13 protein-coding genes are annotated in these 15,219 nt (G+C 58.9%); 11 read left to right on the top strand and 2 right to left on the bottom strand.

Annotated elements, in window-relative coordinates; translation table 11 throughout:
* The first annotated feature begins 26 nt into the window (after positions 1 to 26).
* From fucP to EHO01S_RS13865, 7 genes are all read left to right on the top strand, one after another.
* Positions 27 to 1,331, top strand: a complete 1,305-nt coding sequence (gene fucP / locus EHO01S_RS13835) for an L-fucose:H+ symporter permease (protein ID WP_024524514.1) — start codon at positions 27 to 29, stop codon at positions 1,329 to 1,331.
* An 83-nt stretch (positions 1,332 to 1,414) separates the two neighbouring features.
* Complete coding sequence (fucI, locus tag EHO01S_RS13840) at positions 1,415 to 3,196, top strand: L-fucose isomerase (protein ID WP_024524515.1); 1,782 nt, start codon at positions 1,415 to 1,417, stop codon at positions 3,194 to 3,196.
* Positions 3,197 to 3,243: 47 nt separating this feature from the next.
* Positions 3,244 to 4,707: an L-fuculokinase gene (fucK, locus tag EHO01S_RS13845; RefSeq protein ID WP_024524516.1), complete on the top strand. Its 1,464-nt coding sequence runs from the start codon at positions 3,244 to 3,246 to the stop codon at positions 4,705 to 4,707.
* Positions 4,701 to 5,123 carry an L-fucose mutarotase gene (gene fucU, locus EHO01S_RS13850; protein WP_024524517.1) on the top strand — a complete coding sequence of 141 codons (423 nt, stop codon included), beginning with the start codon at positions 4,701 to 4,703 and terminating at the stop codon, positions 5,121 to 5,123. Before fucK ends, fucU begins: the two co-directional genes overlap by 7 nt.
* 54 nt (positions 5,124 to 5,177) lie before the next feature.
* Positions 5,178 to 5,915: an L-fucose operon activator gene (gene fucR, locus EHO01S_RS13855; protein ID WP_024524518.1), complete on the top strand. Its 738-nt coding sequence runs from the start codon at positions 5,178 to 5,180 to the stop codon at positions 5,913 to 5,915.
* A 207-nt stretch (positions 5,916 to 6,122) separates the two neighbouring features.
* Positions 6,123 to 6,794 (top strand): DUF1190 family protein, encoded by a 672-nt coding sequence (locus tag EHO01S_RS13860; protein ID WP_024524519.1) that lies wholly within the window; start codon positions 6,123 to 6,125, stop codon positions 6,792 to 6,794.
* A 3-nt stretch (positions 6,795 to 6,797) separates the two neighbouring features.
* Positions 6,798 to 7,958 carry a glutathionylspermidine synthase family protein gene (locus EHO01S_RS13865; protein ID WP_024524520.1) on the top strand — a complete coding sequence of 387 codons (1,161 nt, stop codon included), beginning with the start codon at positions 6,798 to 6,800 and terminating at the stop codon, positions 7,956 to 7,958.
* Positions 7,959 to 8,070: 112 nt separating this feature from the next.
* Here the strand turns inward: EHO01S_RS13865 and EHO01S_RS13870 are convergent, their stop codons facing one another.
* Positions 8,071 to 10,221 carry a lysine decarboxylase CadA gene (locus EHO01S_RS13870; RefSeq protein ID WP_024524521.1) on the bottom strand — a complete coding sequence of 717 codons (2,151 nt, stop codon included), beginning with the start codon at positions 10,219 to 10,221 and terminating at the stop codon, positions 8,071 to 8,073.
* Positions 10,222 to 10,294: 73 nt separating this feature from the next.
* Positions 10,295 to 11,614 carry a cadaverine/lysine antiporter gene (cadB, locus tag EHO01S_RS13875; RefSeq protein WP_024524522.1) on the bottom strand — a complete coding sequence of 440 codons (1,320 nt, stop codon included), beginning with the start codon at positions 11,612 to 11,614 and terminating at the stop codon, positions 10,295 to 10,297.
* A gap of 399 nt (positions 11,615 to 12,013) precedes the next feature.
* Here cadB and EHO01S_RS13880 point away from each other — a divergent pair, with 399 nt between their 5' ends.
* The 4 genes from EHO01S_RS13880 (at position 12,014) to gshB (ending at position 15,189) form a co-directional block, all read left to right on the top strand.
* Positions 12,014 to 12,529, top strand: a complete 516-nt coding sequence (locus tag EHO01S_RS13880; protein WP_024524523.1) for a SprT family zinc-dependent metalloprotease — start codon at positions 12,014 to 12,016, stop codon at positions 12,527 to 12,529.
* A 119-nt stretch (positions 12,530 to 12,648) separates the two neighbouring features.
* Positions 12,649 to 13,368 (top strand): deoxyribonuclease I, encoded by a 720-nt coding sequence (gene endA, locus EHO01S_RS13885; RefSeq protein WP_024524524.1) that lies wholly within the window; start codon positions 12,649 to 12,651, stop codon positions 13,366 to 13,368.
* 106 nt (positions 13,369 to 13,474) lie between these two features.
* A complete protein-coding gene (gene rsmE, locus EHO01S_RS13890) occupies positions 13,475 to 14,206 on the top strand; it encodes a 16S rRNA (uracil(1498)-N(3))-methyltransferase (RefSeq protein WP_024524525.1) in 732 nt (243 codons plus the stop codon).
* Between the two features lie 32 nt (positions 14,207 to 14,238).
* Positions 14,239 to 15,189: a glutathione synthase gene (gshB, locus tag EHO01S_RS13895; protein WP_024524526.1), complete on the top strand. Its 951-nt coding sequence runs from the start codon at positions 14,239 to 14,241 to the stop codon at positions 15,187 to 15,189.
* Positions 15,190 to 15,219: the final 30 nt, after the last annotated feature.

The following is a 15,219-nucleotide window of genomic DNA, read 5'->3' on the forward strand; positions in this document are numbered from 1 at the left end:
TCCGATACAAATGTGGAGTGTTAGTCATGTCCGATATTACGACCAAGAGTACTAGCGCAACAAACATTGCCTCGACGGCCACCCGCATCGCCGTCGTGCCTAAGACTATCTTATTTCCCTTTATTCTCTTAACCAGCTGCTTCGCGCTATGGGGGCTAGCCAATAATATGACGGATGTGCTGATCGCACAGTTCCGTAAGGTCTTTACCCTCACCGATATGCAATCCGGCCTGGTGCAAACCGCTTTCTACGGGGCCTACTTCTGTCTGGCGCTACCCGCCGCCCTATTCATCAAACGTTTCAGCTACAAGGCGGGCGTGCTACTCGGCCTCGGTTTGTTCTGTAGCGGTGCATTGCTGTTTTACCCCGCCAGCCAGATCATGGCCTACGGCCCCTTTCTGATGGCCCTGTTCATTCTGGCCGGCGGGTTGTCTATTCTGGAGACCAGCGCCAACCCCTATATCATCGCGATGGGACCGCAAGAGACAGCGACTCGTCGCCTCAACCTGGCACAATCCTTTAATCCCATCGGCTCCATCACCGGCGTGTTGATCGGCAAGTTCTACATCCTGGCGCAACTCAACCCGGCCAGCGACGCCGAGCGCGCCATCATGGATCCCGACGCGCTGGCTACCATCCAATCCGCCGAACTCTCCGCCGTGATGGGCCCCTATGTGGTGGTCGCCCTGGTGATCATCATGGTCTGGTTAGCCATCGCCTTTACCCGCATGCCCGTCGCCCACGACAGCAGCGCCAGCGATGGATCATTAAAGGAGAGCTTTAGCCGACTGCTCAGTAAGGGGTACTTTGTACGCGGCGTGATCGGCCAGTTTTTCTATGTCGGTGCCCAAATCGGTTGCTGGTCCTACACTATCCGCTATGTGATGGCCGAGGTCGGCGGCAACGAGGCCGAGGCTTCCAGCTACCTGCTGCTCTCCATCGTGCTGTTCTCCGCCTTCCGTTTCGTCTGTACCGCCATGATGAAGTTCGTCTCGCCGGCTATCTTGCTCGGTCTGCTGGCTAGCCTGGCCTCCGTCAGCCTGCTGCTGGTGATGTTCGTCGGTGGCCTCACCGGGGTCTATGGCCTGGTGGCGGTCTCCGCTTGCATGTCGCTGATGTTCCCGACCATCTTCGGTTTGTCGGTGCATGGTCTGGGTAAAGACACCCAATTCGGTGGCAGCTGCCTGATCATGGCCATCCTCGGCGGCGCAGTGTTGACCGCCCTGATGGGCCAGATCTCCGACATGGCCGGTATCCGCATGGCCTTCCTCATCCCGCTGCTTGGCTTCATCTATTTGATTCACTTTGGTTTTAAAGGCCATAAGGCCTAAGTCCAGCACATTGGCTCGGCTGGCATCCCCACGGCGGTGCCGCCCCGATATTGCGCATTAACCGATTACTACGAGGTAACAGCATGAACCAGCAACATACCCTGCCTAAGATTGGTATTCGTCCGGCCATCGATGGCCGCCGCATGGGCGTCCGCGAATCCCTTGAGGCGCAGACCATGGCGATGGCACAGGCCACCGCCCGTCTACTCAGTGAGCAACTGCGCCATCCATGTGGTGCCGAGGTCGAATGCGTGATCGCCGATACCTGCATCGCCGGCATGGCTGAAGCCGCCGCCTGTGACGCGAAGTTCAGCCGCCATAACGTCGGTCTGACCATTACCGTCACCCCCTGCTGGTGCTATGGCAGCGAGACCATCGACATGGATCCGCTGCGGCCGAAGGCCATCTGGGGCTTCAACGGCACCGAACGCCCGGGTGCCGTCTATCTGGCCGCCGCCCTGGCCGCCCACAGCCAGAAAGGGATCCCCGCCTTCTCCATCTATGGTCATGACGTGCAAGATAGCGACGACGAAGGCATCCCGGCCGACGTGCAGGAGAAATTGTTGCGCTTCGCCCGCGCCGGCTTGGCTGTCGCCGGGATCAAGGGTAAGAGCTATCTGTCACTGGGCGGCGTGTCGATGGGCATCGCCGGCTCCATCGTCGATCACGACTTCTTTGAATCCTGGCTGGGCATGAAGGTACAGGCCGTCGATATGACCGAGCTGCGCCGCCGCATCGATAATCAAATCTACGACCCGGAAGAGCTGGCGCTAGCGCTCGACTGGGCCGACCATCACTTCCGCTATGGCCCGGATCTCAACGCCGAACAGTATCGCCGCTCCCCCGAGGATAGCCGCCGTGTACTGCGTGAAAGCCTACTGATGGCCATCTGCATCCGTGACATGATGCAGGGCAACCCGAAGCTGGCCGAGCTGGGCTGGCAGGAGGAGGCGCTGGGCTATAACGCCGTGGCCGCCGGTTTCCAGGGCCAACGTCACTGGACCGATCAATACCCTAACGGCGACACCGCCGAGGCGTTGCTCAACAGCGCCTTCGACTGGAACGGCGTACGTCGTCCGCTGGTGGTGGCCACCGAAAACGACAGCCTCAACGGTGTAGCGATGTTGTTCGGTCACATGCTGACCGGCACCGCCCAGGTCTTCGCCGACGTCCGCACCTACTGGTCGCCGCAGGCAGTCGAGCGCGTCACCGGCCAACCGCTACAGGGTCTGGCCGAGCACGGCATCATCCACCTGATCAACTCTGGCTCCGCCGCACTCGATGGCACTTGTCGCCAACAGGATGCCGCGGGACACCCCACCATCAAACCACATTGGCAGATCAGCCAGCAAGAAGCTGACGCCTGCCTGGCGGCCACCGAATGGTGTCCGGCGATCCATGAATACTTCCGCGGCGGCGGTTTCTCCTCGCGCTTCCTCACCCGCGGCGGTGTGCCGTTCACCATGAGCCGCGTCAACCTGATCAAAGGTGTCGGCCCAGTATTACAGATCGCCGAAGGCTGGAGTGTCGAGCTGCCGGCGGAGATGCATGACATCCTCGACAATCGCACCAACGCCACCTGGCCGACCACCTGGTTCGTGCCGCGCCTAACCGGTGAGGGACCATTCAAGGATGTCTACTCGGTGATGGCTAACTGGGGCGCCAACCATGGGGTGTTGACCATCGGCCACGTCGGGGCCGATCTAATCACCCTGGCCTCGATGCTGCGCATCCCGGTATGCATGCACAACGTCGCCGACGACGCCATCTACCGTCCCTCAGCCTGGGCCGCCCACGGCATGGACAGCGAAGGCCAGGACTACCGCGCCTGCCAGAACTACGGCCCGCTGTACAAGCGCGCCTAATGCAACCGGGCGGCATCATGCCGCCCACCTTTTGCCAAGGAGGCGGTATGACTCATGATGTTGTTTTGGTCCTGGACTGCGGTGCCACCAATGTGCGCGCCATCGCCGTCGATCCCCAGGGCAAGGTGGTGGCCCAAGCCTCACAGGCTAACGCCAGCCAAGTCGGCGATGAGGACGCGCGTTGGCATGTCTGGTCGCTGGAAGCCATTCTGCAACGCTTCGCCGATTGCTGCCGCCAGATCGCCCCCCAACTGGCTCAGACGCGCATCCAGGCGCTGACCGTCACCACCTTCGGCGTCGACGGTGCCCTGGTCGATCGCCACGGCGCGCTGCTTTACCCGGTGATCAGTTGGAAATGCCCACGCACCGCCGAAGAGATGGCGGGCATTGAGCGCTACATCTCGCCGGAAGAATTACAGACCCTCTCCGGCATCGGTCAATTCAGTTTTAATACGCTGTACAAACTACTGTGGTTCAAACACCATCACCCGGCACTACTGGAAAAGGCGCACGCCTGGCTGTTTATCTCCTCGCTGATCAACCAGCGCCTGACCGGCGAATTCACCACTGACCGCACCATGGCAGGCACCAGCCAGTTGCTGGATGTGCGCCAAGAGGTGTTTAGCGACACCATCCTGCGCCGTACCGGACTACGCACCGATCTGTTTCCACGCATGGTCGCCGCCGGCGAGCGTATAGGTCTCCTGCTGCCGAGCATGGCGCAACGGCTCGGCCTACCGGCGGGTATCCCGGTGATCGCCGCCGGGCACGACACCCAATTCGCCCTGTTCGGCTCCGGCGCGGGGCTGGAGCAACCGGTGCTCTCCTCCGGCACCTGGGAAATCTTGATGGTACGTACCCCTCAGGTCAATACCGCCCTGCTGCCGCGTCACGCCGGCTCCACTTGCGAACTGGACAGTTGCCCTGGCCTGTTCAACCCTGGTCTGCAATGGTTGGCCTCTGGAGTACTGGAGTGGATCCGCCAACTCTACTGGCATGAGGTGCCGCGCCAAGAGGCCTATGCCCAGATGATCGCCGAGGCGGCCGCCGTCGCCCCCGGTTGCGACGGAGTACGCATGAATAGCCACCTGCTCCAAGCCGACGGCCAGGCCGGTTGGCGGGGGGTGAGTCTCCATAGCGGCCGCGGCCACTTCTACCGTGCCGCGCTAGAGAGCCTCGGTTGGCAATTACGTCACAACCTACATACCCTACAAACACTGGGTGGCTTCCAAGCGCAAAGCCTGCTGTTGGTCGGCGGCGGCAGCCGCAACGCCCTGTGGAACCAGATCAAGGCCGATATCCTCGATATGCCGGTCCGTGTGCTGGCCAACGCCGAAACCACTGTCCTCGGCGCCGCCCTATTCGCCTGGCGTGGTGCCGGTTACTACGCCTCGGCGGAACAGGCACGCGCCGCCGTCACCTTGACCTATCACGATTACATTCCGGGCGAACAGCGCGCGTACTACCAATCGCAGATCGCCTCCTCGCCCACCAGGAGTCATCCATGCTGAAAAACATCTCTCCGCTGATCTCGCCGTCACTGCTAAAAACCCTGGCCGAAATGGGCCACGGCGATGAGATCATCTTCGCCGACGCCCACTTCCCGGCCCACGCCATGGGGCCGCAGGTGATCCGTGCCGACGGCTTGAGCGTCAGCGATCTGTTGGCGGCGATCATTCCGCTGTTCGAACTGGACAGCTATGCGCCACCACTGGTGATGATGGCGGCGGTCGAGGGCGACACCCTCGATCCGCGCGTCGAGGCGCGCTATCTGGCGGCCCTGTTCGGTGATACGCCACCACAACCAGTGACACGCATCGATCGCTTCGCCTTCTATCAACGCGCGCAGCAAGCGTTTGCGATCGTTATCACAGGAGAGCGCGCCAAGTACGGCAATATCCTGTTAAAAAAGGGCGTGACCCCGTAATCTCTCCCCGTCGCCGCCCCGGAGCACCGGGGCGGCCTCATTCGGGAGTCGAAGATGAAATACGATCGTCATCAAGCCATCATTCAACTGGTGGCCCAATACGGTACGCTGAGTACCGAGGCACTGGCCCAACAACTGGAGGTTAGCCGCGAAACCATTCGTCGCGACTTAAACACCCTCCAGCAACAAGGCAAGATCGTGCGCCGCCACGGACGCGCCACCAGCCTAGGAGGGGAAACCCAGGACAGCGGCGACCCGTTCAATGCTCGGCTAAAGAGTCACCTCTCCGGCAAGGCGGAGATCGCCCGCCAGGCGCTGGAGTGGATCGACGAAGGCATGACCCTGGCTCTCGACGCCAGCTCCACCTGCTACTATCTGGCCCGCCAATTGCCCGATATCGACATCACCGTATTCACCAATAGCCTGCGCATCTGCCAGGAGTTAGCCAAGCGCCAACATATCCAGTTGATCAGTTCCGGCGGCCTGTTGCAACGCAAGTACGCCTGCTACGTCAACCCGGCGATCCTCTCCCAGCTCAAGTCATTGGAGATCGATCTGTTTATCTTTTCCTGCGAAGGGATCGATGGACGCGGCGGACTGTGGGAATCCAACGCCTACAACGCCGACTTCAAGGCGTTGCTACTTAAACGCGCCGCCCAATCGCTGCTGCTAATCGATAAGAGCAAGTTCAACCGCGCCGGCGAGATCCAGATAGGCACCTTGGATGAGGTCGCCCAGGTGATCTCCGACACCCAAGATGGTGAGCGGCCGGGCGACGATAGCCGTGCCTGAATCGGCCAGGCATGGGAAACAACGCCGCGTACCGCCCCCCAAGCCCAGTATAAAGCGCGAGCCACGGCACATTCTCGCTTCAGAGTATGTAAATCCGCGCCCGCGCGCCGCCGCGCGCTTTAAATATAACCAGCTTTCACCTATGCTATCGGCAATCTGGGTAATACGGGCATGGCTTTTGCTTAGCCCGCAACGGAGAACCACACCATGAAACGGACCAAACACATTAACCGCGGCGCCTTCCGCAAACACTGGCGCATGGCACCGCTGGCGCTGGCCGTCAGCGCGGTCTTCTTGTTGGCCGGTTGCGAGAAGAGCGATGAGACGGTGTCGCTGTATCAAAACGCCGACGACTGTAGCAAGGCTAATCCGTCAATGAGCGCGCAGTGCAAGGAGTCCTACGACAACGCATTGAAGGAGGCGGCAAAGACCGCGCCGAAGTATGCTAGCCGTGAGGATTGCATCGCCGAATTCGGCGAGGGGCAATGCACCCAGGCACCGGCACAGGCCGGCATGGCACCAACCAGCAATGGCAACAATGCCGAAGCGGCACAGAGCAGTGGCAGCTTCTGGATGCCGCTGATGGCGGGCTATATGATGGGTCGTCTAATGGGCGGAGGCTTCAACCAACAACCACTGTTCACCCCGCGCAGCGCCGCCAGCCCAGCTAACGGCCAGTTCGTCGACGCCAGTGGCAAAAGCTATGGCCCGGCTACCGCCGGCGGACGCACCATGACGGTGCCGAAGACCGCCATGGCGCCGAAGCCGGCGACCACCACCACCATCACTCGTGGCGGCTTCGGTGAAACCGTCGCTAAGCAAAACAGCCTGCAACGCAGCAGTGCCAGCAGCACCGGCTCACGCAGCATGGGCGGTTAATCGATGAAACGCATTGCCATCAGCGAGCGCCCAGACTGGCGCGCCAAAGCTAACGAATTCGGTTTTCAGTTCCACACCCTGTATGGCGAACCCTACTGGTGCGAGGATGCCTACTACCAGTTCACCCTGGCACAGATCGAGACGCTGGAGGAGACCACCGCCGAACTGCACCAGATGTGCCTCCAGGTCGTGGAGCGCGTGGTCGACAGCGAAGCGTTACTGACCCGCTTCCAGATCCCCAAACACACCTGGGACTTCGTACGCGCCTCCTGGCGCTCGGGCCAGCCATCACTCTATTCACGCCTCGACTTGGCCTATGACGGTCAAGGACCGGCCAAGCTGCTAGAGAATAACGCCGACACGCCGACTTCGCTGTATGAGTCCGCCTTCTTCCAGTGGATCTGGCTAGAAGATCAGATCCGCGCCGGCAAGCTACCCGCCAATGCCGACCAATTCAACAGCCTGCAAGAACAGCTGATCGCCCGCTTCGCCGAGCTGAAGGCCAACTACGGCTTCCAGTTGCTGCACATGGCTTGCTGCCAGGATAGCGAAGAGGATCGTGGCACGGTGCAATACCTGCAAGATTGCGCCGCGGAGGCCGGATTGGCCACCGAGTTCCTGTATATGGATGAGATCGGCCTCGGGGAGAAAGGGCAGTTTACCGACGGCCAGGATCACGTGATCAGTAACTTGTTCAAGCTCTATCCCTGGGAATTCATGCTACGCGAGATGTTCTCGACCAAGCTGGAGGATGCTGGAGTGCGCTGGTTGGAGCCGGCATGGAAGAGCATTCTCTCCAACAAGGCTCTGCTACCGATGTTGTGGGAAATGTTCCCCAACCACCCCAACCTGCTGCCGGCCTACTTCGCCGACGGCAGCCAGCCGCCGATGGATCGCTATGTGGTGAAACCACTGTTCTCCCGCGAAGGCGCCAACATCCGCATCATCGAAAACGGCCAAGAGATCGAGCGTGTCGATGGCCCCTATGGCGAAGAGGGGATGATTGTGCAGCAGTATCACCCGCTGCCCAAGTTCGGGGACAGCTACACCCTGATCGGTAGCTGGCTGGTCAACGACAGCCCGGCGGGGATCGGTCTGCGTGAAGATCATAGCCGCATCACGCAGGATCTGTCGCGTTACTACCCACATATCATCCTGGACTAACAGGCGCTTCCCTACGGGAGCGCCTCGCCCACCTACCGCGATGAGATAGACGGTAATAAAAAAGGCACCGCCGGCGGGCGGTGCCTTCGCTTTCTCTGGTATTGGCCGACCTTTACGTCTTGTCGCCGTAATTCTTCAGTACCACCACTTCATATTCTCCCCGCCCGTTGCACTGTACGCCATGAATATCGGTCTCGAAGCCGGGATAGTGAGCGCCAATGTCACACAACAGTTGCAGGAAATCCAACACCGGCTTACTGGCCTCGGTGATCATCTCACCCGGCATGATCAAGGGAACGCCCGGCGGATACGGCAGGATCATGTTGGCGCTGACCCGACCGATCATCTGCTGTAACGGACAGCTTTCGATGTTGCCGCGCACTTCCTCCTGGAAAGCGTCATGCGGCGTCAATACCAAGGTCGGCAGCACGTCGAAAGCGCTGTACATCAGATCCGGCAAATGGGAGTCACTGGTCAGGGTATGGATCCCTTGCGCCAACTCCTGAATGCGTATGTTCTCATAGAACTCCGGCGCCTCCTGGTACAACGACGGCAACACATTCTTCACCCGCAGGTTAAGATCGTAGACGCGTTTGAAGTCAGTCAAGGCACGCAGCAGGCTAAGGGCCTTGGTCTTATCAATGCCAATGCTAAACAAGAACAACAGGTTATACGGCCCAGTTTTCTCGACGATGATGCCATGTTCGTCTAAGTACTTAGCGACGATCGATGCCGGGATCCCCCAGCTATCCATGGTGCCATCCGCTTTCATCCCAGGGGTCAGCAAGGTCACCTTGATCGGGTCCAAGAACATGTGGTCATCATCGATATTCTTGAAACCGTGCCAGTCGTTGCGCGCGTTCAGCGGCCAGCAGGCGACCTCATCGATGTTATCCGGTTGCCACACGTCGAAGAACCATCCTTCGGACTCGGTTCTTAGTCGCTTAATTTCTTTACGGAAACGAATAGCGCGCTCGATGGAATTGGCGATCAGGCGCTTACCGGTGTTACCCTTCATCATCGCCGCCGACATCTCGGCCGAGGCCACGATGCCATAGTGCGGCGAGGTGGAGGTGTGCATCATGTAAGCTTCGTTAAACGTCTCCTCATTGATGATCCCCTTCACATGGATCATCGAGGCCTGGGAGAAAGCCGCCAGCAACTTGTGGGTGGACTGGGTTTCATAGATCACCTTGCCCGGCACCCGCTCACCACTCATCCCAGCCTTACCCTGATAGATGGGATGGAAGTTGGTGTAGGGAACCCAGGCGGAGTCGAAGTGGATCGACTTCACATCCAGTGTCTGCTTGATATAGTCGGTGTTATAGAACAGGCCGTCATAGGTGGAGTTAGTGACCACCGCATGCACCGGCCAACTGGCATTAGGCGTATTACGTACCTTCTCTTCGATGGCCTCACGGCTAAATTCCTGGCGCGGAATCCCCCCCAGAATACCGTAGGCGTTACGCGTCGGGCGCAGGTACAGCGGTACCACGTTACTCATCATCATCAGATGGGTCAGCGATTTATGGCAGTTACGATCGATAAGGATCGAGGCGCCGGCCGGTGAAGAGTACATCCCGACGATCTTGTTGGCCGTCGAGGTGCCGTTGGTGACGATATAGCTACGATCGGCATTAAAGGTGCGGGCGATATACTCCTCTGCCTCGCGATGCGGGCCGCTGTGATCCAACAGCGAGCCTAACTCGGCCACCGAGATGGAGATATCGGAGCGTAAGGTATTCTCACCGTAGAAATCGTAGAACAGGGTGCCCACTGGGCTTTTCTCGAACGCGGTACCGCCCATGTGCCCCGGCGTACAGAAGGTGTACTTCTCCTCATGGACATACTTAAACAACGCCTTGGTCAACGGCGGCATGATGGCATCGATGTACTGATCGGTACTTTGGCGGATCTTGAGCGCAATGTCTTGCGCGCTGCCCAAGGTGTACTCGAAGAAACGCACATTGAGACGCAAGTCACTCATGCTCACGTCCAACGTCGAGTAGGTATTGGCGAAGGCGTAGATCGGTAGCATCTTGTTCAGTGCACTGATCTCCTCGCACAACGCCAAGTTGTATTTATCCCAGTCGAAGATCACCCCGCATAGGCGGGCGTTATTTTCGATCAGTTTGAGTAAATCATTACGATCATGCGGGTAGGCGATGCGAAAACCGGCCTTCTCCAACTCCAATTGCAACTCACGCAGCGGCTCTTCCTTAAAATACACGCTCATGTCATTCATTATGGCGATGATATTCATGTGAACTCTCCTGGCCAATTGACTGGCAATACCGGCGACCTCCTCGCCGCCGGTCGGTTAACAACGGTCACGTCTAGCTACGCGGGGCGATATCCTTCTCCTGCGCGGAGCCCAGCTTGCGTGAGTAGAACATCAGGATGATCAGGCTGACGATAAAGGTACCGGACAGCTCGATCGAGTTGGCCCCCATCAGGGCGATAAAACAGAACACACAACCAAGAATCGAGGCCAACAGGCTGAGAACGTTCTTGATATTGGCACCATCGAAACGGATCAAGTCGATACAGGAGTAGAAGTAGGGCAACATGGTCAACAGCACCGCGATACCGGTCAACTCACCGAACAGATCGGAGGCCTTACCGCCGCTGGCGTTCATCACGGTGATCAGCACCATCAGGATGGTCATCTTGATCGCGGCCAGGAACAGCCCCTTCTTCGGCAAGCCATTCTTATCCAACTCGCCATAGATCTTAGGGAAGTTGCCATCATGGGCCGCACGCGCGCCCGCTTGGCCGACCAGCATCATCCAAGAACCGAGCGACGTCAGGCAGGCGAAAGCGGTAAAGGCAGAGACCAACGGACCGGCCCAACTGCCTACCATGGTGGAGGCGCTAATGGCAAAGGGAGCGCCAGAGGCTGCCATCTCATGTGCCGGATACATCCCGGCGATCGCCTGGGTAGCCGCAATGTAGACCACCCCGGCCAGGAAAGTCCCCATCATGGTCGCCAGCGGAACGTTACGCTGCGGGTCCTTGACCATCCCGGTACTGACGGACGCAGATTCTACCCCGATAAACGCCCACAGGCACAACAGGATACTCTTGATGACCGCATGGTAGTCGGTGCCGCCGGAGGTGTTCCAGTTTGCCATGTAGGTGCTCGGCTCGAACCAGAACCAGCCGGCGATCCCGGTAGCGATAACCGGGATCAGCACCAACACCAGGCCGAGAGTGGTCAAGCGACTCACCCAAGCACCGCCCAGCATATTGACGAAAGTGAAAATCCAGACGATGGCGATACAGGCGATCCCCGCCGGGATCGGCTGGTTCAGTACGGGAAAGAAGGTCGAAAGATAGGAGACGGCGGTAATGCCGATCGCCAAGTTACCGATCCAGTTGGCGTGGTAATACAACACCCCGGTCTGAAAACCGAATGCCGCGCCGACCTCACCAGCGTAGGCCACCGGCCCCCCCTCCTGCGGGTTCTTGGTCGCCAAACGGGCATAGACATAAGCCAGCGAGATAGCGCCAACCAGCGCGATCAACCAGCCCCATACTGCGATTGACCCGAGACTTGCCAGGTTCGCGGGCAACAACGCGATGCCGCTGCCCATCATGTTGCCGGCAACCACCCCGGTACAGGCGATAAGCCCAATTTTTTTTGCAGAAGCCATAGTCTGCGCTCCCCTGTGATGATGATTGGCCATACATGACATTGGCCCACTGGAGCGCGCGTCAGCAAACCGCCAGGCTCCGCTGATAATTATAGAAAAGGAAGTAATATTTTCCCGTTAGAAACAATAAATTTACTCGCCTTTTTTTATTTAAAATTCATATTGTTACATTTGAAAATACCCTTGGATATTTTATGGAAATAAATATACTTTATAATCATTGAGATAATATTTACCCACTCACTCTGCTCTCTCGCGATATTGCTAAAAGATTAATATTCGTGAGGGGGAGTAAGCTCGACGCAGACGAATACTTTAATTTAATTAATCTATCCGTCGCCAATAAGAGACCACGCGCCAGGCTTGAACATCCCCGTTGCTGCCGTTATGCTGGCCGCCATGAACAACGCGCGTATTCCCATCGCCCTACAGCAATCGGTCATGCACACTCTGCGCAGCAAATTGGCTCTCGCCGAACAACGGCTAGACGCCGCATGGCCTTTACCCAGCGTCAACTACCGTCAACGTGGTACCAGCGCCGGCAGCGCCTGGCCCCAACAATGGGAAATCCGCCTCAACCCGGTGTTGCTGCTGGAAAATGGCCATAGCTTCATCGCCGAGGTGATCCCGCACGAACTCGCCCATCTGCTGGTGTATCGCCAATTTGGCCGCGTAGCGCCGCATGGCAAGGCATGGCGCTGGATGATGGCCGAGATCCTCGATGCCGAGCCGCGCCGCACCCATCGCTTCACCGTCGACTCGGTGCGTGGGCCGACGTTCCCTTACCGTTGTCGCTGCCAATTACATCAACTGACGCTGCGCCGCCATAACCGCGTCCAGCGCGGCGAATCCCGTTACCAGTGCCGCCAATGTGGTGAGACCCTGCGCTGGAGCCCGACTCCCGTTTCACGCTGAATCACGCCAAAAACTTTCCCGTACTTTTCCAAAATCGAGGGCAGTAGGCGCAAAGGGTTGCCCGAGCGTCTTGTATTGTCTACCCTGCTGACTTTCTCACTGTGACAAGATTTTAGAAGATGTCAGGCAAAACCCTACTCTCTCTCGCCGCCCTGCTGGGTGCCGTGCTGCTACCACTGGGCAGCCAAGCTCAGACGGACAAGATCAACAACTTCACTCAGGCCAAGGCCGTCGCCGCCAAAATCAACCATGATGCGCCCGGCACCTTCTACTGCGGTTGCCGTATCGAATGGCAGGGCAAAAAAGGTACACCCGATCTGGCTAGTTGCGGCTACCAGGTGCGGAAAAATGCCCACCGAGCCGAGCGCATCGAATGGGAACATGTGATGCCCGCCTGGCAATTTGGCCACCAACTTCAGTGCTGGCAGCAGGGAGGACGAAAAAACTGCGCCAAGAATCCAGACTATGTGCGCATCGAAACCGACCTGCATAACCTGCAACCCGCCATCGGTGAAGTCAACGGCGATCGCAGCAACTTCGCCTTCAGCCAGTGGCGAGGTGGCGAGGGGCAGTACGGCCAGTGTACGATGAAGGTCGACTTTAAAAACAAGCAGGCTGAGCCGCCGGAACGCGCGCGCGGCGCCATCGCCCGAACCTACTTCTATATGCGCGATCGCTACCATATCCGGCTCTCCGCGCAGCAGACTCATCTATTCGAGGTATGGAACCGCCAATACCCGGTCAGCACCTGGGAGTGTGAGCGTGAGGCGCGCATCGCCAAAGTGCAGGGCAACCCGAACCCTTATGTCCAACAAGCTTGCGCCGCAAGCAAACCGTGATCGTCCGCGCCAGCGCTGCCACTCGGCGCATGACGGGTATATAATCACGCTCAGTCGTGAATGGCGTGCCAAGGCACGCCCTTTTTACCCTGTCTGAGGATCCTGCATGCGCATTCCCCGTATTTACCACCCGCAGCCCCTGAGCATTCCCGGCGAAGTCAGCCTATGCGACGATGCCGCCAACCATGTTGGCCGCGTCTTGCGCATGGGGCCCGGTCACGCCCTACAGCTGTTCGATGGCAGCAACCGGGTCTTCGACGCCGAGATCGTCAGCGCCGATAAGAAGAGCGTGCGCGTACGCCTGACGGCGGTGCATGAGGAGAGCCGTGAGTCGCCGCTGCACCTGCATCTGGGACAGGTGATGTCACGCGGCGAAAAAATGGAGTTCACTATCCAGAAGTCGATCGAGTTGGGGGTCAACGTCATTACCCCGCTGATTTCCGAACGCTGTGGGGTTCGGCTGGACGCGGAGCGTCTAGCTAAAAAGCAACAGCAATGGCAAAAGATCGCCATCGCCGCCTGCGAGCAGTGCGGGCGCAATAGCCTGCCGCAGATCCGCCCAGCAATGACGCTGGAGGCGTGGTGTGCCGAGCCAGACGATGGCCTACGGCTCAACCTGCACCCGCGCGCTAGCGCCAGCATCAACACCCTACCGCACTCCCTCAACCGGGTACGTTTGCTGATCGGCCCGGAAGGCGGCCTGTCGGCGGATGAGATTGCCATGACCGCCGACTACCACTTTACTGATATTCTATTGGGGCCGCGCGTTCTGCGCACCGAGACGACGGCGTTAACCGCCATTACCGCACTTCAGGTCCGCTTTGGCGACTTAGGCTGAGGCAGAATCCGCGAAGGAGACAGGAGAATAGTATGATTAAGCTCGGTATTGTGATGGATCCCATCGCATCCATTAACATCAAGAAAGACACCAGCTTCGCCATGTTGCTAGAGGCACAGCGCCGCGGCTACCAACTGCACTACATGGAGATGGCCGATCTCTACTTACACCAGGGGGAGGCGCGGGCGCAGACCCGTCTGCTCAGCGTCAACGATGACAAGGCCAACTGGTATCGTTTCGACAGCGAACAGGATATCGCCCTGGCCGAGCTCGATGTGATCCTAATGCGCAAGGATCCGCCGTTCGATACCGAGTTTATCTACGCCACCTATATTCTGGAGCGTGCCGAAGCCTTCGGCACGCTGATCGTCAACAAACCGCAAAGCCTACGGGACTGCAATGAAAAGCTGTTCACCGCCTGGTTCGCCGACCTAACGCCGGACACGCTGGTCACCCGCCGCGCCGATCAGTTACGCGACTTCCATACTCGCCACGGCGACATCATTCTCAAGCCGTTGGATGGCATGGGGGGAGCATCGATCTTCCGGATCAAGCCGGATGATGCCAACGTGTCGGTGATCATCGAAACCCTCACCGAACACGGCCAGCGTTTCTGCATGGCACAAAACTACCTGCCGGCCATCAAAGAAGGCGACAAGCGCGTCTTAGTGGTGGATGGCGAGCCGGTGCCCTACTGCCTGGCGCGCATTCCGAAGCTCGGCGAGACACGCGGCAACCTCGCGGCTGGCGGCCATGGCGAGGCACGTCCCCTGAGCGAGAGCGACTGGGCTATCGCGCGTAAGGTCGCGCCGATCCTCAAGGAAAAGGGGCTGATCTTCGTCGGCTTGGACATCATCGGCGACCGTCTAACCGAGATCAACGTCACCAGCCCGACCTGCGCCCGCGAGATCGAAGCAGTCTTCCCGGTCTCTATCACCGGCATGCTAATGGACGCCATCGAGGCACGTCTGGCGACGCGCTGATCCTAGCTCCCTGTGGGGCCGTTCGGGGCG

The organism is Edwardsiella hoshinae NBRC 105699 = ATCC 33379 (genome assembly GCF_000474215.1).
In the GTDB taxonomy this organism is placed as follows: domain Bacteria; phylum Pseudomonadota; class Gammaproteobacteria; order Enterobacterales; family Enterobacteriaceae; genus Edwardsiella; species Edwardsiella hoshinae.